Here is a 17,669-nt window from a genome sequence, read left to right on the forward strand (position 1 = left end):
TGCTCGATTTCTTGAGGGGGTGCCTTCCTAGGGCCCGCTCAATTAATCGTGGCTTGGAACACCACCGTCTTGGTTTCGCCGCCGGCAACCGACGCCAGCGTTCCGGCGACCGTGTTGGACGACATCGTCCCCGTGCCGGTCGTATCGGCAGCGCAGGTCGCCACGCCGCTGACGATCGTCGCGGTGCCGTTGGTCTTCACGCCGAACGCCGAATCGTAGGTCAGGTTCGCGGGAATGGGGTCGTTCACGGTGATTGAAGTCGCCGTGGCGCTGCCCGAGGCGTTGGTGATCGCGATGCAGTACTGGATCGTCGCGCCCGGGATCATCTTCGGGTTCGTTCCGCCGTTGATCGGATCGCTGATAATGCGCGAAGACTTGATCGCACTGAGTGTCGCAGCGGAAACGGTGTAGTCGTCCTTGGCCGCGAACGAGGCGTCACGCAGCGAGTCGCCCGCGCCTGCGCCATCGGCGAACACAGTATCCATGCCCGCCGTGTTGGCACCGCTGGTCTGAACAAGCGCCGCACCCTGGCTGCCTGCACCGCCGGCTTCGCGGCCGGTGGCGGTGAGCGTGACGGCGGCAACCGCACCATTGGCCTGGCCCAGCGGCACGTCGGAAACGACGAGCACCTGCACCGAACCATCGGCGGCCACTTCGTCGAGGTAGGTTACCGCAGTGTCGGTTCCGGCTTCGTAAGTGCCATTGCTGTTCACGTCGCGGAAGATGCGCACGTTGGTCACGTCGAACGTGTCGGTGTTCGTGTGCGCACCGGCGCCGCCCACCTGCTGGGCTGCGGTGAGCGCAAGATCGAGCGGGGCGTTCGAGGTGTTGACCACGGTGAACGCCGTCACCTGGTTGACCGCGCCGGGCGTGACCGTCGTCGTGGTCGTGCCCACTTCGGCAACGGTCATCTGGATACGGCGGTCGACCGTGAGCGTGTCGGAGGCTGTCGTGCCGGTCTGCGCGATGCTGTTGACCGTGAAGGTCACCGACACCGTGTTGGTGATCGTCGAACCGGCAATGGTACCGGCCGCGTGGGCTGGATTTGCGCCGAGAACGGCCAAGGCAAGAATGCCCGCCGCACCCAGCAGTCTGCTGCGATACGTCATATTGTTATGCTCCACTGGGTTGCCTGCGAATATTCTGGTCGCTCACAGGCATGGCGACCCCCCGTTCCGCCGATTTAGCGTACGATTCCATGATATTGGACTTCACCCGCGGCGCCCGGAGCGATCGACGGGATGGTCCAGCGAACGTGTGTCACGTCGCCCGCAGTCGCGGCGCGCTCGCCGCCCTCCGTTGCGGCGACCTTGAGGCTGCCGAGCTGGCCCCAGGTCTTGCCGCCATCGACCGAGACTTCGGTCCCCGGCGCCGCCTCGCTCGAAAGCGCAACGGCCGGAGGCAGCGGGTTGGTGACGACAAAATTGGTCACCGCCTGCGCGCCGTCGTTGTGATAACGCGTCGTGAACAGCAGATGATCGCCAGGAATGACGACCTTGGGCTCGACCAGTTGGACCTTGCTCACGCCGTTTTCGGTCACGGTCTTTTCGAGCATGACATCGCCCTTGAGCGAGACCGGAGACGGCGCCGACTGCGCCGTAGCGAGCGCCGGACCGGTCATGGCGACCATTGCCGCCGCACCTGCGAGAGACTTGACGAGGAATGAAAGCTTCATGGTTGGTCTTCCTGGCTAATCAGTTGATCTTGACGGAGAAGGCGACGGTGCGGGTGGTGCCGCCGGTGATCTTGCCGAGTGTGACGTCGATCCCGCTGGAGCTCCCGACGCCGGCATCGCCATCGGCTCCATCGGTGAGCGCGCTGGCATCGAGCTTGAGCGAACCCGGCACGTAGGTGGTTCCGTCGGGAATGGTGTCGACCACGTGCAGGCCGTCCAGCGTGCCGCTTCCGGTAACCTTGGCGGCAAGCGAGTAGGTGACGACGGCGCCCGGAACGGGCTTAGCGGTGCCGAAGGGATCGAGGATCGTGGCCGACTTCGTCAGCGTGATGTTGGCAAGGCTGGCGACAAGGGCGGCGAGCGAATTGGCCGAAGCCGTGGTGAGGCCGACGACGGCATCGCCGCCGCCTTCGCCCTTGCCGGCAAAGCTGGTGCCGGGGGTGCCGCTGCCGGTCTGCGACGTTGCGGTGAGGCGGACCTGGCTGGTCTGCGCATCGGTCGCGCCTGCCGGCAGATCGACGAGGACGAACACCTTCACGCTCTTGTCGGGGCTGAGCACTGGAGTGGCCAGCGCGCCGGCGGTGAGTACTGTATCGACACCGGGATCGTAAATGCCGTTGCTGTTGCTATCGAGCACGACCGACTTGATCGTGCCGTCGAAACCGTTGCCGGAAATCTTGGGGTCGGCGGCCAGGTTGAAGGCTTCGGGGCCGTTGCCGCTGTTGGTCACCGAGTAGATCAGCACCGCCGGTTCGCTGTTCGCGGTGGCGGGTGCGGTGCTCAGGGTCGCGACGGCCACATCGAGCAGCTCGTCGACCTTGACCGTCACCTTGTTCGACGTGACCGATCCGGTGGTTGAACCGGACTGGTAAGTCGCGGTGGCGGTGTTCTCGATCAGCGTGCCCGCGAGCACGCCCGTGGCATGCGCAGTGTTCGCGAAAGGAGCGGTCACGGAAAGGGCGACAAGCGAGCATCCAGCGATGCCTGCGGCCCGGCGAAGGGGGATGAGGTACGTATTCATACGTGGGCCTTTCCGCCCACTGTGGTTAACATCAGGTAAGAGCGGATCGGGCCTGAGCGGCGGAAGGCAGCCGGATGCGGCGTATTTCCTTTGCGGGGGCGTTAACCATCAATAGTTAGGTTGCTGACTGCGTGGCTTTAGTAACCTGTTATAAATTAGAGATATTTTGCAGGAGAGGTCCTTGATGGGATGCAAGGTGTTACCGCCTCAGTCGCTAAGGGGATGGCCGGATGCCTCTGAAAATATTTTTGAAAACGGTCCGAAACGGATTGGAAACCGGCTTTGTTACGGTGATTTTTACGACATCCACGTAGCCATCGGTTACCATGATGTGCCGAAAGGTAAGTGCTTGGGGCCCTGGCTGGTCTGCGGCAGGTTGGCATGCCTGCTGGCCGCTCCTTCGCTCCTTCGCCTGGGTAAGGTGGCTCGCCGATTCGGGATACTGCATCACCACGCTGGCGATTTTGGCTCCGGTGCGCAGGATAGCGAGCGGGCCATGATGAAGCGTGGCGATCGACAAGTGACCCGGCCGCTTTGCCCACTGTTTCCCACCTGCGAGGGCGCTGACATGACGACGACGCTTCCACCCGAACCCAACACGCTCTAGAGGGACGGCATGCCGGGAGAAATTCTAGACAATCGTGGGCGTGGTTCCGCCGGGTTCACTTGGCCCGCCATCCATCCGGAGGGGCGCAAGTTCGGGGCCATTGCCGCTGCGCTTTGCCTTGGCGGTGCGCTGCTGGGCGGATCGCTGCTGGGCTGGCCGCTGGCCGTGCTGACGCTTTGCGTGCTCGCGTTCTTCCGCGATCCCGAACGCGTGACGCCGCGCGATGACAGCATGATCGTCGCGCCTGCCGATGGCCTCGTCACGCTGATCTGCACGGTTGTCCCTCCGCGCGAGATGACCGCCGATGATGGTAGCGGCCAGCCGGCACTGGCCGATGTGCCGGTGACGCGCGTGTCGATATTCATGTCGGTGTTCGACGTCCACGTGAACCGCACCCCGATCGGCGGTACGATCCGGCGCGTTGTCTACATTCCGGGCAAGTTCCTCAACGCCGATCTCGACAAGGCGAGCGAAGAGAACGAGCGCCAGCACTTCGTGGTCGAGCGCAGCGACGGCGTGCGTGTGGGTTTCACCCAGATCGCGGGCCTTGTTGCACGGCGCATCGTGCCTTTCGTCAAGGCGGGGGACATTGTCGCGGGCGGCCAGCGTGTCGGTCTGATTCGGTTCGGCAGCCGCGTTGACGTCTATCTTCCTGCGGGCACCGAGCCGCGCGTCCTGATCGGACAGCGCATCGTTGCCGGGGAAACCGTGCTCGCCGTGCTGGGCCAGACGCCCATGATCGAGGGTGTGCGCCAGTGAACGAGGTGCCCCCGTCGGCCAAGCGCGGCGCGGCAAGGGACGGGGCTGGGGTTGCCTATTCGGGCGAAGACTTTGGCCGCCGCCGATTGCCGCGCGGCCTGACCCTGCGGGCATTGGTGCCCAATGCGATCACCTCGGCAGCGCTGTGCAGCGGACTTACCGGCATCCGCTTCGCGATCGGCGGAGATTTTCATTCGGCGGTGCTGGCCGTCATGCTGGCGGGGTTGCTCGACGGCATCGATGGCCGCGTGGCGCGGCTGATGAAGGCGCAGTCGCGCTTCGGCGCGGAGCTTGACAGCCTGTCGGATGCGATCGCCTTCGGGGTCGGCCCGGCGCTGATCCTGTACTTGTGGTCACTCAGTGCGGTGCCGCGCTACGGCTGGTTCGCGGCACTGGCGCTTGCGGTATCGTGTGCGCTGCGCCTTGCGCGCTTCAACGCGTCGATCGATCTGCCCGGCCAGCCTCACAAGTCTGCCGGGTTCATGACCGGCGTGCCCGCCCCCGTGGGCGCAGCCCTTGCGTTTTTGCCACTTTACCTGTGGTTTTCCAGCGGTCTGGATATCATGCGTGCGCCCGTTGTGGTCGGTCCCTGGGCGCTGCTCATCGCGTTCCTGATGATCTCGAACCTGCCAACGCTGGGCTGGGGAGCACTGCGTCCGCGCCGGGCAATCCGGCTCGAGGTGATCGCGCTCGCCGGAATGCTCACCGTGGCGCTCTTGACCGAACCGTGGCTGACACTGGTGGGGCTCTGTGCGATCTACCTCGCGCTGATGCCGGTGGGCGTGTGGCGCTATCGCCGGATCATGCAGCAGCGCGCAGGCGCGGGCCAGCCGAAGCCGGAACAGGCCTGACGATCCGCACCGGTGCCCGGCGCTGCCGCGCTGCCGCGCGCGGTGCGGCCGGCGCCGAAGTGGCCGTGATCTGCACGAGGAATTCCCGATCCGCCGCGAGCGCGCGCGAATCCGCCAGCAGCCTGCGCACGGCGGGAAGCTGGGCCCGCACGGTGACAGCGATTGCCGCAAAGGCCAGGCAGCCAGCGCCGGCCATCACGAGCGAGGCGAGGAGGGAGACCATGGACATGGAAACGCTGCCTTTCGAACCTGGGCGAACCGCTTGACAGGCGGTGGATACCCTGTGGATAACATGGGGAGAGAATCGGATGTTCCAAGTCTGTCCCGTCGATGGCTTGATTGTTCTCTTTTTGTTCCAACCCGTCAAGCCGATTCGACGCAGGTGGTTCAAAATTTCAGGACCGGCCAAAATTCCAGCAATGGTGTAGCAGGGCATGCGGCCGCGATCGGTGCGCCGGTTGTTATTCGCCCAAGCGATTGTTTGCGGTTACAGACAGATTGCCGTGAGGCGGTCCCCGCGCGCGGGGGGCGCGGGGACCGCTACGGCGGTCTGGGAGGGCGCCTGGTCCGGGCGCGACCGCCAAGGGCCGCTGGGTGTGCGGCCGGCATGGCCGCCTGGGTGTGCGGCCAATCTCGTAGAAATCAGGCAACCAAGCTGAGCTACGGACGTGTAGCTGGAAGTAACGGCATGGGCATTCCCGGTTGGGGGCCGGTCGGCACTCCGCAAGATCCGCTTGTCGGAGTTGTTGGCCAGATAAGCCACGATTGACCCGACGCGCCTTGAAAGCGCAGGATAATCTCGCGACTGGCGGTGTTGCCCGTCGCAAAAACTTATGTCGGTGTCCATTTACTTTGACAAGTAGTATTCACTACGTATTGGACAGTTGTCGGCCATTCTCGACGTCCGGTTAGCTGCATTCCAGCTTGGCGGTCTCGCACTTGGCTGTAGACGGCGGGCCCTCGCGGCGCTAACGGCCCCAACGCTACGTCACGATTCGGACACGGTGTTCGCAATCCGGCGCGGCAATCCACATGGAATGCGCACATACCGGTGCCGCACTGGGGTTTCTCCCGCCAGCGGTTCCTGCATTCCAGAGGTTCAACCGGAAAGGAACGTATTATGGCGGCTCCCGTCGTCACCATGTCGCAGCTCATCGAAGCCGGCGCGCACTTCGGTCACCAGACCCACCGCTGGAACCCGCGCATGAAGCCGTACATCTTCGGTGCCCGCAACGGCATCCACATCCTCGACCTTTCGCAGACCGTGCCGCTTTTCGCCCGCGCGCTCGAGTTCGTCTCGGCCACCGTGCAGGGCGGCGGCAAGGTCCTGTTCGTCGGCACCAAGCGCCAGGCGCAGGAGCCGATCGCCCAGGCCGCGCGCGCTTCGGGTCAGCACTATGTCAACCACCGCTGGCTGGGCGGCATGCTCACCAACTGGAAGACGATCTCGGGTTCGATCAAGCGCTTCAAGGCGCTCGAAGAGCAGCTCTCGGGCGACACTGCGGGCCTCACCAAGAAGGAAGTGCTCCAGCTCACGCGTGAGCGCGACAAGTTCGAGCTCTCGCTCGGCGGCATCCGCGACATGGGCGGCATTCCCGATGTGATGTTCGTGATCGACGCCAACAAGGAAGAACTGGCGATCAAGGAAGCCAACGTGCTGGGTATCCCGGTCGTGGCGATCCTCGATTCGAACGTTTCGCCCGATGGCATCGCGTTCCCGGTCCCGGCGAACGACGACGCCAGCCGCGCCATCCGCCTCTACTGCGAAGCGATCGCAGCTGCCGCCACCCGTGGCGGCCGCGATGCTGCAATCGCTTCGGGTGCCGATCTCGGCGCGATGGCTGAGCCGCTTCCGGAAGAAGCTGCGGCTGAGCCGGCAGAAGCCTGATCCTGTCAGGTTCGGTGGCGGCGCTGGACAAGGCGCCGTCACCGAACTGACCCGGACATTCACTACGGGCCGCGCCGGGTAGCTTTGACCGGGCTGCGGCCTAACCCATATTCACGAGACAAGAAGGATCACCGCGATGGCCTATACCGCCGCTGACGTGAAGAACCTGCGCGAGCGCACTGGCGCGGGCATGATGGATTGCAAGAGGGCGCTGGACGAAGCCGGCGGCGATATCGAGGTCGCGGTTGACGCGCTGCGTGCCAAGGGCCTTGCCGCCGTTGCCAAGAAGTCCAGCCGCACCGCGGCCGAGGGCCTTGTCGGCGTTGCCGTTTCGGGTACTCGCGGCGTTGCCGTCGAGGTCAACTCGGAAACCGACTTCGTGGCCAAGAACGAGCAGTTCCAGGATTTCGTGCGCAAGACCACTGCAGTCGCGCTCGACCTTTCGGCGGACGACGTCGAGGCGCTCAAGGCGGCGGCCTATCCCGATGGCGGCACGGTGGCCGACAAGCTGACCAACAACGTTGCCACGATCGGTGAGAACCAGCAGGTTCGCCGCATGAAGACCGTTGCGGTCTCGTCGGGCCTCGTCGTGCCCTACATGCACAATGCCGCCGCGCCGAGCCTCGGCAAGATCGGCGTGCTCGTCGCGCTGGAATCGGAAGCCGGTGCCGACGTGCTCGAGCCGCTGGGCAAGCAGATCGCGATGCACATCGCCGCCGCTTTCCCGCAGGCGCTGAACGCCGATGGCCTCGATCCCGAGATGATCGCGCGTGAGCGCAAGATCGCCGCGGAAAAGGCTGCCGAAAGCGGCAAGCCCGCCGAAGTGCAGGCGAAGATGGTCGATGGCGCGATCGCCAAGTTCGCCAAGGACAACGCGCTGCTTTCGCAGCTCTTCGTGATGGACAACAAGACCCCGGTCGCGCAGGTCGTCGAGGCGGCTGGCAAGGCTGCCGGCACCAAGATCACGCTGGTCGATTATGTCCGTTTCCAGCTCGGTGAAGGCATCGAGAAGGAAGCCACCGACTTCGCGGCCGAAGTGGCCGCGGCTGCCGGCATCAAGTAAGTCCGCTACGCGCAGCGCTCCCCGCAGGGCCGGGGGCGCTGCGCCGTATCGGCGCACAAACCTGTGCCCCATGCCCTTGGCATGCGCCGCCCCGTGCGTATAAGGGCGGCGCTTTCCTCTCTGACGAGTTCTCCCGGACGATGAGCCTTCCTCCCCTCAAGCGCGTGCTTCTCAAGCTTTCGGGCGAAGTGCTGATGGGAAGCCAGCCCTTCGGTATCGACACCGATTTCGTCGCGCAGATGGCCGAGGAACTGAAGGCAGCGCGCGATACCGGGCTCGAACTGTGCCTCGTCATCGGCGGGGGCAATATCTTCCGCGGCATGGCGGGTGCGGCCAAGGGGATGGACCGCGCGCAGGCCGATTACATGGGCATGCTCGCCACGATCATGAATGCGCTCGCAATGCAGAGCGCGCTGGAAAAGATCGGCGTCGAAACCCGCGTTCAGTCCGCCATCCAGATGGACGAAGTGTGCGAGCCGGTGATCCGCCGCCGCGCCGAACGGCACCTCCAGAAGGGCCGCGTGGTGATCTTTGCCGCAGGCGTCGGCGCCCCCTATTTCACCACCGATTCCGGTGCCGCCCTGCGCGCCGCCGAGATGAAGTGCGACGCCCTGTTCAAGGGCACCAGCGTCGACGGCGTCTATGATGACGATCCGAAGAAGAACGCCAACGCCAAGCGCTATGACGCGGTCGATTTCGACACGGTGCTGGCCGACAATCTCAAGGTGATGGACGCCTCTGCCGTGGCGCTGTGCCGCGACAACGCCATCCCCATCGTGGTGTTTTCCATCCGCGAACGCGGCAATCTTGCCCGCGTGCTGGCGGGTGAGGGGACCCAGACCATCGTTCAGAAGATGAGCGCTTAAGAAGGAAGACCGATCCATGGCCAAGTATGACAAGGCCGATCTCGAACGCCGGATGAAGGGCGCAGTCGAATCGCTCAAGAGCGATCTTTCGGGCTTGCGCACGGGCCGCGCCAACACTGCGCTGCTCGATCCGATCATGGTCACCGTCTACGGTGCGAACACCCCCCTCAACCAAGTGGCGACGGTTTCCGCGCCCGAGCCGCGCATGCTGACGGTGCAGGTGTGGGACAAGTCGAACATCGGCCCCGTCGAAAAGGCGATCCGCTCGGCCGGCCTCGGGCTCAACCCGATCAACGATGGCAACACGCTGCGCCTGCCGATCCCGGATCTCACCGAGGAGCGCCGCAAGGAGCTGGCCAAGCTCGCCTCGCAGTATTCGGAGAAGGCCAAGATCGCGATCCGCAACGTCCGGCGCGACGGGATGGATGCGCTCAAGGCCGATGAAAACAAGAAGGAAATCTCCGAAGACGATCGCAAGCGGCTCGAGACCGAGCTGCAGAAGCTGACCGACGAGCAGATCAAGGCTGCCGACGAGGCCAGCGCGCACAAGGAAAAGGAAATCCTGGGCAAGTGAGCTCGGCTGCGGCGCCTCAGGGGGACGAAGCGGTCGCCGGCCAGATGGACGGCGGCTACATCGGCCCCGCGCGCCATGTCGCGATCATCATGGACGGTAACGGGCGCTGGGCGAAGAAGCGCTTCATGCCCCGTGCTGTCGGCCACAAGCGCGGTGTCGATGCGGTCCGCGAAGTGGTGCGCGCGGCGCGCCACATGGGGCTCCAGGCGCTCACGCTCTATGCCTTCTCGTCCGAAAACTGGAAGCGGCCCGAGGACGAGATTTCAGACCTCATGGGCCTGCTGCGCGCCTTCATCCGCAGCGATATCGATGAATTCGCCGCCAACGATGTGCGGCTGAAGGTGATCGGTGACTACCGCATGCTGCCGGCCGATATCGTCAGCCTGATCGACGATGCGCTGGCCCGCACCGCACACAATTCGCGCACCACGCTGGCGATAGCGCTGAACTACGGCTCGCAGCAGGAAATCGCCCGTGCGGCGGCTGCGGCAGCTGCCAAGGGCGAGATAACCGTGGCGGCGATCGAGGCCGAACTTGATACGGCAGACCTGCCGCCGCTCGATCTCATCATCCGCACTTCGGGCGAGGTCCGCCTTTCGAATTTCCTGCTGTGGCAGGCGGCCTATGCTGAAATGTGGTTCACCGACGTGCTCTGGCCCGATTTTACCCCCGGCCACCTGCGCGAGGCGCTAGACCATTACGCTACCCGCGAGCGCCGCTATGGAGGGCGCTGAGCCCGCGCCGCTTGAGGCCGTGAAACCGCGCAGCGATCTGCCGGTGCGGGTGGCTTCGGCGGTTGTCATGCTCGGGATCGCAGGTTTTGCGCTGTGGCAGGGCGGCCTTGTGCTCAAGGGCTTCATCGCGCTGGTCGGCTTTGGCGTCTTTGCCGAATATGTTGCGCTCGCCGCGAAGATCGCACCCGATCCGGCGCGGATGGTGACGGCCGTGATGACCGGCGGGCTCTATATCGGTTGGGCGGCCTTTGCGCTCATCGTGATGCCTCCGGTCCTGCTGATCGCGGTGCTGGGCCTCGTCATCTGTACCGATACCGGCGCCTATTTCGCCGGACGCGCCATCGGCGGGCCGAAGATTGCGCCGAGCATCAGTCCTTCCAAGACCTGGGCCGGTCTTGCCGGCGGCATGGCGGCGGCGGCGCTCTGGTCCACGCTATTCATCCTGTTTGCCGCCTATATTCTCTCAGGCATGAGCCCCAACGGCCCCAGCCTGGCGGAAGCGGTGCGCACCACGCGCATTGGCATGGCGGCGCTGGCCGGGGCAGGCCTTGCCGTTGCCGCGCAGGCCGGGGATTTCTACGAAAGCTGGCTGAAGCGCCGCGCCGGGGTGAAGGACAGCGGCCGCCTCATTCCGGGCCACGGCGGCTTGTTCGACCGGGTTGACGGGCTGCTGCCGGTCGCCATCATAGCGGGTACGGCGTGGGCCGCCTCTGGGGCAGCAGGCGTGGGAGCAGGAGGCGCATGACGCGCACGATTACAATTCTGGGCGCAACGGGTTCAGTCGGTGCATCCACGCTCGATCTGGTGCGGCGCAATCGCGAGATGTTCCGCGTTGTCGCGCTCACCGCCAATGGCAATGCCGGGCAGCTTGCCGCTCTCGCGCGGGAATTTGGTGCAGAAGTGGCCGTTGTCGCCGATGAGGACGCGCTCCCCGAACTGCGTGGGGCGCTTTCGGGCAGCGGGATCGAAGCTGCGGGCGGTGCGGCGGCGGTGATCGAGGCGGCGGCGCGCGGGGCGGACATCACCATGGCCGCCATCGTCGGCTGTGCGGGCCTCGCGCCCACCATGGCCGCGATCGAATGCGGCAAGGCCGTCGCGCTTGCCAACAAGGAAGCGCTGGTATCGGCGGGCGAAGTGATGACGGCGGCGGTAAAGCGCACCGGCGCGACGCTGCTGCCCGTTGACAGCGAGCACAACGCGATCTTCCAGTGCCTTGCTGGCAACGATCCCGCGCACGTTCACGCAATCACGCTCACCGCCAGCGGCGGCCCCTTCCGCGAATGGGACATGGAGCGCATCCACCGCGCGACTCCGGCCGAAGCGGTCAAGCATCCCACCTGGTCGATGGGCGCCAAGATCAGCGTCGATTCGGCCACGATGATGAACAAGGGCCTTGAATTCATCGAGGCTTATCATCTGTTTCCGGTCGGCGTGGAACGCCTGCGCATTGTCATCCACCCGCAGTCGATCGTTCATTCGATGGTCGAATACCGCGATGGCTCGACACTGGCGCAGCTCGGCCCTTCCGATATGCGCGTGCCGATTGCCTCGGCGCTGGCCTGGCCCGCACGCATGCAGACGCCCTGTGCGCCGCTGGATCTCGCCGCCATCGGCAACCTGAGCTTCTTCAAGCCCGATGAGCAGCGTTTTCCCGCCACCCGCGTCGCGCGCGAAGCGGTTATGGCGGGCGGCGCGGCGCCGGCCGTGCTCAATGCGGCAAACGAGATCGCGGTCGCAGCATTCCTCGCTGGTCAGATCGCGTTCACCCGCATCGTGCAATGTGCCGAGGATGTGTTGGCAAGGGGCCTCCCCCGGGCACCCGCCAGCCTTGAAGAGGTCATTGCGGTAGACCGCGAAGCCCGCATCCGCGCTGCCGAAACGATGGAGACCGTGTCCTGAACGCTGCCGTGCAAAGCCCCGGGCTTCTGCTCACCGTGCTCGCCTTTTTGCTGGTGCTGGGGCCGCTTGTCTTCATCCATGAGCTTGGTCACTATCTCGTCGGCCGCTGGTTCGGCGTGAAGGCGGACAGTTTTTCGATCGGCTTCGGCAAGGAAGTGGCAGGCTGGACCGACAAGCGCGGCACCCGCTGGAAGCTCTCCGCGCTGCCGCTAGGCGGCTATGTCCAGTTTGCGGGCGACATGAACCCCGCCAGCACGCCGAGTGCGGAATGGCTGTCGCTCCCCGCTGAAGAGCGTGAGCAGACATTTCAGGCCAAGCCGGTGTGGCAGCGCGCCCTCATCGTGCTCGCCGGCCCGCTGACGAATCTGCTGCTCGCCGTGGCGATCCTCGCCGGCTTTTCCCTTGCTTACGGCAAGGTTGTCGTCCCGCCCGTGGTGGGCATGGTGCAGGAAGGCTCGGCAGCGGCAAAGGCCGGTGTCCAACTGGGCGACCGGGTCGTCTCGCTGCAGGGTTCCCCGATCGACAGTTTCCTGCAGATCCGCCTCGCCGTTGCGCAGCATCCGGGCGAACCGCTCGATCTCGTAATCGAGCGCGGCGGGCGGCGCGTCGCGCTCCCGGCCGTCGCGGCGTGGAAGGAAGTGAGCGACCGTTTCGGCAACACGCAGAAGATCGGCTACCTCGGCATCGGCCCGGCGACGGCTGAACGCGTGGCTGTCGGGCCGGTGGAAGCCGTCGGCGATGCAGTCGTGCAGACGCGCGATATCATGGGCATGATGATCACCGGTATCGGCCAGATCGTCACCGGCAAGCGCGAGATCAAGGAGCTTGGCGGGCCGATCAAGATCGCCAAATATTCGGGCGAACAGCTGGTTTCGGGCTGGGCCAACTACGTCTGGTTCATCGCGCTGATCTCGATTAACCTCGGGTTCATCAATCTCTTGCCAATTCCAGTACTCGATGGCGGCCACCTCGCGTTCTACGCGATCGAGGCGGTCAGCCGCCGGCCGGTCAGCCAGCGCGGGCAGGAATGGGCTTTCCGCACCGGCCTTGCCCTCGTTGCTGCACTAATGCTGTTCGTGACCTTCAATGACGTTGCATCGCTGCGCGTTTTCGGAGGGTGAGGAGACCTACGTCGGCCCGGTTTGCTTCCCGCTTCATCGCGGGACAGTTGGGGAAGCCGGATTTTCCACAAAATGCGGGGCAATTTCGGTCTGCTGCGGTGAGCTTGCTTGATTGGCGGGCCTGCATCGGGCAGGAGGCGGCATCGCGGGGCGTGACGGAGTATTGCCGTCGCGCACCATGGTGCGGGGCGAGGCGGCGGATGACGCTTCGCTGCACGAAGAAACGGGATGGCGCTTGGTGATGAATGCTTGCAACTTGCCCCGGACCGCTTTGCGCATGACCGGTCAACCTCGACTGGCTGCCACGCTTGCGGCACTCGCGGCAACGACTTGCCTTGCCGGCATGCCTGTGGTCGCCGCTGCGCAGACAGCGCCGGCTCCCGCCGCTCCGGTTGTCCCCGCCGCGGCTCCAGCTCCGGCGCCCGCCCCGGTCGAACTCGTCCGATCGATCACCATTTCCGGCGCCCAGCGCCTCGAAGCGGATACGATTCGCTCGTACATCCGTCTTAAGGAAGGCGACAAGTACACCCAGGCTGCGGCTGACCAGGTCCTCAAGGACCTCTACGCCACCGAGCTCTTCGCCGACGTTCAGGTCCGCGATAACGCCGGTGACGTGGTGATCGAGATCAAGGAAAACCCGGTCGTCAACCGGATCATCCTCGAAGGCAACAAGCGCCTGAAGGAGGACAAGATCCTGCCGGAGATCAAGCTCTCCGCGCGCCAGATCTTCACCCGGTCCAAGGTGCGTGCCGACGTTGCCCGCATCATCGAGCTCTACAAGCGCCAGGGCCGTTTCGCCGCCTCGATCGAGCCCAAGATGGTCATGCTCGATCAGAACCGTGTCGATATCGTGTTCGAGATCAGCGAAGGCCCGAAGTCGCGCGTTCGCCAGATCAACATCATCGGCAACGAGAAGTTCTCCGCCAGCCAGCTGCGCGGCGAGATGGTGACCAAGCAGGCGCGCGTGTTCCGCGTCTTCTCCAGCGGCACCAGCTACGATCCCGATCGCCTCGCCTTCGACCAGCAGAAGCTGCGCCAGTTCTATCTGACGAACGGCTATGCGGATTTCCGCGTCGTCTCGGCGGTCGCCGAACTCACGCCGGACAAGCGCGACTTCATCATCACCTACGTGGTCGAGGAAGGGCAGCGCTACAAGTTCGGCGACGTCAAGGTCGATAGCCAGCTGCGCGATTTCGATGGCGATGCGCTGGCCAAGCGTCTGCCGCTCAAGCCCCAGCAGTGGTACAACGCCAAGCTGGTCGAGGACACGGTCGACAGCCTGACCGAGACCGCGGGCAGCTTCGGTTACGCCTTCGCCGATGTGCGGCCGGACTTCAATCGCAACAAGGACGACCTGACGATGTCGGTCACCTTCCGCATCGCGGAAGCGCCGCGCGTCTATGTCGAACGGGTCGATGTCAACGGCAACACGCTGACGCAGGACAAGGTCGTCCGCCGCGAGTTCCGCGTGGCTGAGGGCGACGCATTCAACTCGTTCCAGATCAAGCGTTCGTCGAACCGCGTCAAATCCCTGGGCTACTTCCAGGAGAAGTTCGAGGTCGAGCAGAAGCCCGGCTCCGCGCAGGATCGCATCGTGCTCGAGGCCAACGTCGAGGAAAAGCCCACCGGGCAGCTCCAGCTTTCGGCCGGCTTCTCCAGCCTTGAAAGCTTCATCTTCCAGGCCTCGATCCAGCAGAACAACTTCCGCGGCCGGGGCCAGACGATCGGCACCAGCGTCGACTATTCGCGCTATTCGCGATCGGTGCAGGTCAGCTTCACCGAACCTTATCTGTTCGATCGCAACGTCTCGCTCGGCGTTGACGTGTATCGCCGCGATTTCAACAGCTTCAACTTCTTCAACGCCAACCGCAACACGACCTACAAGCAGTCGACCACCGGCTTTCAGGTGCGCGCCGGCCTGCCACTGACCGAGTACATGTCGCTGATCGGGCGCTACACGCTCAATCTCGAGAACGTGACGCTCGACAGGGACACCTATTACCTGCCCGATGCGAACGGCAACCTGCAGTGCTCGATCTACCTCGCGGGTCGCTACCTGTGCGATGCGATCGGCAAGCGGACCAGTTCGATCATCGGCGCCAGCGTGGTCTACGATACGCTCGACAACCGCCTGCGCCCGACCAGCGGTTCGCAGTTCGTGGTCGGCGTCGATTTAGCCGGTCTGGGCGGTTCGGTGCGCTATGCCCGCATCAACGCAAATGCCTCTCGCTACTTCGCGCTGGGCAAGGGCTTCGTGTTCTCGCTGCGCGGCGAGGGCGGGGCGATCAAGGCGCTCAGCAACCGCACCAATGATCCCACGATCGACGATGTGCGCCTGACCGACCGCTTCTTCCTCGGCCAACCGCAGCTTCGCGGCTTCGACATTCGCGGCGTCGGCCCGCGTGTTCTGCGCAAGTTCTACAGCGGGTTCGATCCCAAGGATGGCAGCGGCGGCGTGACCAGCACCGATCGCAACCAGTGGGTCGACGATGCGCTCGGCGGCAAGTTCTACTACCTCGGCCATGCCGAGCTCGAGATCCCGCTGGGCTCGGGCGCGCGCGAACTGGGCTTGCGGCCCTCGATCTTCGTGGACGCAGGCGCCGTGTTCAGCGTCGCCCGGCCTGCCGTGTTCGGCACCACCCTGCTGTACCAGGACAATGTCACCGGCCGCCTGACCACCTCGGCTGCCGACGCCACCGGCAAGTCCAACAACGTGGCCCAGAAGTTCGACGAGACCTTTGTTGGGGACAGCCCCAAGCCGCGCATTTCGATCGGCTTCGGTGTCAACTGGAACTCGCCGTTCGGACCGTTCCGCATCGACGTGGCGAAAGTCCTCAGCAAGGTCGATGGCGACGATCCCCAGACAGTCAACTTCAACGTAGGAACCCAGTTCTGATGCAAAACCGTATTATCGCGGCGCCTGTCGCCGTACTGGCTGCCGCCCTCGCGCTTGGCGCGGCGCCCAATGCCATGGCGCAGGCTGCGGCCGCTCCGGCTTCGAGCACACCCGGCGGCATTGTCGCCCCCGGCATTGCCTATGCCAACGCTCAGGCCGTTGTCGGCGCTTCGGCTGCCTACAAGACCGCGATGGTCCAGCTGCCGGTCACCTACAAGGCGCAGATCGATGCGGTGAACACCCGCCGCAACCAGATCACCGCGCAGCTCAAGCCGCTTTACGACAAGTTCGAGGCGGACCAGAAGGCCGCGAAGCCCGATCAGGCCTCGCTCCGCACGCAGGCTGCCCAGATCCAGCAGATCGAGCAGTCCGCCGAGCGCGAGATCCAGCAGATGGCCGAGCCGCTCAACGTGGCGCAGCAGTACATCATCGAGCAGATCAGCGACAAACTCACCGCCGCCACGCAGGCCGCGATGACCAAGCGCAAGATCACGCTCGTGCTCGATTCGCAGAGCGTGCTGAAAGCCGATGCGGTCTACAACCTCAACCAGGATATCCTGAACGAGCTCAACACGCTGGTCCCCAGCGTGCAACTCGTGCCGCCCGCCGGCTGGCTCCCGCGCGCACAGCGTGAAGCTGCTGCCCAGCAGGCTGCCCAGGGTGGTGCTGCTCCCGCCGCGCCCGCGCCTGCGGGCAAGGCGCCCGAAGGCCGCTGAGGCAAACGGGAATGAGCGAGGTTTCCGGAGACGCCGGCGCAGAGGCAAATGTCTCTGCGCCGCTCAGCCTGGACATTCGGGGGGTGATGGCGGCGCTGCCGCACCGCTATCCCCTCCTGCTCGTCGACCGCGTGGTCGAACTGGTGGTGGGGGAACGCATCCACGCCATCAAGGCGGTCTCGATGAACGAGCAGTTCTTCCAGGGCCACTTTCCGGGCCGTCCGATCATGCCGGGCGTTCTGCAGATCGAGGCGCTGGCGCAGGCCGCCGGCGTCCTCGCCGTGGAATCGCTCGGCCTTGCCGGCACCGGCAAGCTCGTCTATTTCATGGCGATCGAGGAAGCCAAGTTCCGCACGCCGGTGGAGCCGGGCTGCCTGCTCGACCTGCACGTGGAATTCACCCAGAAACGCGCGCGCGTTTGCAAGTTTGCCGGCAAGGCGATGCTTGGGGACAAGATCGCAACGGAAGTCAGCTTCACTGCGATGATCGCGGATAGCTGAGCTTCAGGTGGATTTGTTTCGCGCAGAGCCCGCAGAGTTCGCAGAGACGGCGTTTTGCGGCTTTGCCGCTTGGCTTTCTTGCTACTGAAGTGATGCAACAAGGCCTGCGGCGCGAAACCACGTTTTTGCGAACTCTGCGGGCTCTGCGCGAACCAATTCTCGGTTCACCCGTTGCCTTTCCGGCGCAAACCGCTTAAGGGCGCGCCTTTCCGAGATTCCCTGAGGCCGGTCGGAACCGGCTTCGCATTGTGGAGCGAGACCCATGAAGGCCAATATTCACCCCGATTACCACATGATCAAGGTGCAGATGACCGATGGCACCGTGTTCGAGACCCGCTCGACCTGGGGCAAGGAAGGCGACACCATGGCGCTCGAAATCGATCCGCTGTCGCACCCGGCGTGGACCGGCGGCACCCGTCAGCTCGATCAGGGCGGCCGCGTGGCGCAGTTCAACAAGCGCTTTGGCGGTCTCACGCTCAAGAAGTGAGCTTGCGGACCC

General features: G+C 64.7%; 19 protein-coding genes. 14 read left to right on the plus strand and 5 right to left on the minus strand.

Annotated features, from left to right (window positions below; translation table 11 throughout):
• Positions 1-38: 38 nt before the first annotated feature.
• The 4 genes from ACO06X_RS17545 to ACO06X_RS17560 form a co-directional block, all read right to left on the minus strand.
• Positions 39-1,109 carry an isopeptide-forming domain-containing fimbrial protein gene (locus ACO06X_RS17545; protein ID WP_421837469.1) on the minus strand — a complete coding sequence of 357 codons (1,071 nt, stop codon included), beginning with the start codon at positions 1,107-1,109 and terminating at the stop codon, positions 39-41.
• Between the two features lie 74 nt (positions 1,110-1,183).
• Positions 1,184-1,675 carry a hypothetical protein gene (locus tag ACO06X_RS17550; protein WP_421837470.1) on the minus strand — a complete coding sequence of 164 codons (492 nt, stop codon included), beginning with the start codon at positions 1,673-1,675 and terminating at the stop codon, positions 1,184-1,186.
• Between the two features lie 19 nt (positions 1,676-1,694).
• Positions 1,695-2,627, minus strand: a complete 933-nt coding sequence (locus tag ACO06X_RS17555; protein ID WP_421837471.1) for a hypothetical protein — start codon at positions 2,625-2,627, stop codon at positions 1,695-1,697.
• Between the two features lie 283 nt (positions 2,628-2,910).
• The gene (locus ACO06X_RS17560) at positions 2,911-3,216 is read right to left on the minus strand and encodes a hypothetical protein (RefSeq protein ID WP_421837472.1); all 306 of its coding nucleotides are present in this window, start codon (positions 3,214-3,216) and stop codon (positions 2,911-2,913) included.
• 96 nt (positions 3,217-3,312) lie between these two features.
• On the opposite strand from ACO06X_RS17560, the gene ACO06X_RS17565 reads away from it, so the two are divergent.
• Both ACO06X_RS17565 and ACO06X_RS17570 read left to right on the plus strand, forming a co-directional pair.
• A complete protein-coding gene (locus tag ACO06X_RS17565; RefSeq protein ID WP_421837473.1) occupies positions 3,313-4,062 on the plus strand; it encodes a phosphatidylserine decarboxylase in 750 nt (249 codons plus the stop codon).
• A gap of 86 nt (positions 4,063-4,148) precedes the next feature.
• The gene (locus tag ACO06X_RS17570; RefSeq protein ID WP_421839941.1) at positions 4,149-4,913 is read left to right on the plus strand and encodes a CDP-alcohol phosphatidyltransferase family protein; all 765 of its coding nucleotides are present in this window, start codon (positions 4,149-4,151) and stop codon (positions 4,911-4,913) included.
• Here ACO06X_RS17570 and ACO06X_RS17575 read toward each other — a convergent pair.
• Complete coding sequence (locus ACO06X_RS17575; RefSeq protein ID WP_421837474.1) at positions 4,864-5,142, minus strand: hypothetical protein; 279 nt, start codon at positions 5,140-5,142, stop codon at positions 4,864-4,866. The genes ACO06X_RS17570 and ACO06X_RS17575 overlap by 50 nt on opposite strands.
• An 891-nt stretch (positions 5,143-6,033) precedes the next feature.
• Here ACO06X_RS17575 and rpsB point away from each other — a divergent pair.
• The 12 genes from rpsB (at position 6,034) to rpmE (ending at position 17,657) form a co-directional block, all read left to right on the plus strand.
• Entirely contained in the window at positions 6,034-6,801 is a 768-nt protein-coding gene (gene rpsB / locus ACO06X_RS17580) for a 30S ribosomal protein S2 (protein WP_298168423.1), read from the plus strand.
• A 136-nt stretch (positions 6,802-6,937) separates the two neighbouring features.
• Complete coding sequence (tsf, locus tag ACO06X_RS17585) at positions 6,938-7,864, plus strand: translation elongation factor Ts (RefSeq protein ID WP_298168420.1); 927 nt, start codon at positions 6,938-6,940, stop codon at positions 7,862-7,864.
• 140 nt (positions 7,865-8,004) lie between these two features.
• A complete protein-coding gene (gene pyrH / locus ACO06X_RS17590; protein ID WP_421837475.1) occupies positions 8,005-8,730 on the plus strand; it encodes a UMP kinase in 726 nt (241 codons plus the stop codon).
• A gap of 16 nt (positions 8,731-8,746) precedes the next feature.
• Positions 8,747-9,304: a ribosome recycling factor gene (frr, locus tag ACO06X_RS17595; RefSeq protein WP_298168414.1), complete on the plus strand. Its 558-nt coding sequence runs from the start codon at positions 8,747-8,749 to the stop codon at positions 9,302-9,304.
• 44 nt (positions 9,305-9,348) lie between these two features.
• Positions 9,349-10,038, plus strand: coding sequence for a polyprenyl diphosphate synthase (uppS, locus tag ACO06X_RS17600; RefSeq protein ID WP_421839942.1), 690 nt, complete (start codon positions 9,349-9,351; stop codon positions 10,036-10,038).
• Complete coding sequence (locus ACO06X_RS17605) at positions 10,025-10,783, plus strand: phosphatidate cytidylyltransferase (protein WP_421837476.1); 759 nt, start codon at positions 10,025-10,027, stop codon at positions 10,781-10,783. The genes uppS and ACO06X_RS17605 overlap by 14 nt, the downstream gene beginning before the upstream one ends.
• Positions 10,780-11,937: a 1-deoxy-D-xylulose-5-phosphate reductoisomerase gene (locus ACO06X_RS17610; protein ID WP_298168408.1), complete on the plus strand. Its 1,158-nt coding sequence runs from the start codon at positions 10,780-10,782 to the stop codon at positions 11,935-11,937. The genes ACO06X_RS17605 and ACO06X_RS17610 overlap by 4 nt, the downstream gene beginning before the upstream one ends.
• Before the next feature lie 8 nt (positions 11,938-11,945).
• Complete coding sequence (rseP, locus tag ACO06X_RS17615) at positions 11,946-13,058, plus strand: RIP metalloprotease RseP (RefSeq protein ID WP_421837477.1); 1,113 nt, start codon at positions 11,946-11,948, stop codon at positions 13,056-13,058.
• Positions 13,059-13,335: 277 nt separating this feature from the next.
• The gene (gene bamA, locus ACO06X_RS17620) at positions 13,336-15,954 is read left to right on the plus strand and encodes an outer membrane protein assembly factor BamA (RefSeq protein ID WP_421837478.1); all 2,619 of its coding nucleotides are present in this window, start codon (positions 13,336-13,338) and stop codon (positions 15,952-15,954) included.
• Positions 15,954-16,670 (plus strand): OmpH family outer membrane protein, encoded by a 717-nt coding sequence (locus tag ACO06X_RS17625; protein ID WP_421837479.1) that lies wholly within the window; start codon positions 15,954-15,956, stop codon positions 16,668-16,670. The genes bamA and ACO06X_RS17625 overlap by 1 nt, the downstream gene beginning before the upstream one ends.
• A gap of 11 nt (positions 16,671-16,681) precedes the next feature.
• The gene (gene fabZ, locus ACO06X_RS17630) at positions 16,682-17,170 is read left to right on the plus strand and encodes a 3-hydroxyacyl-ACP dehydratase FabZ (RefSeq protein ID WP_298168398.1); all 489 of its coding nucleotides are present in this window, start codon (positions 16,682-16,684) and stop codon (positions 17,168-17,170) included.
• 262 nt (positions 17,171-17,432) lie between these two features.
• Complete coding sequence (gene rpmE, locus ACO06X_RS17635; protein WP_336896760.1) at positions 17,433-17,657, plus strand: 50S ribosomal protein L31; 225 nt, start codon at positions 17,433-17,435, stop codon at positions 17,655-17,657.
• Positions 17,658-17,669 lie beyond the last annotated feature (12 nt).

The organism is Novosphingobium sp., from assembly GCF_965229225.1.
In the GTDB taxonomy this organism is placed as follows: Bacteria; Pseudomonadota; Alphaproteobacteria; order Sphingomonadales; family Sphingomonadaceae; genus Novosphingobium.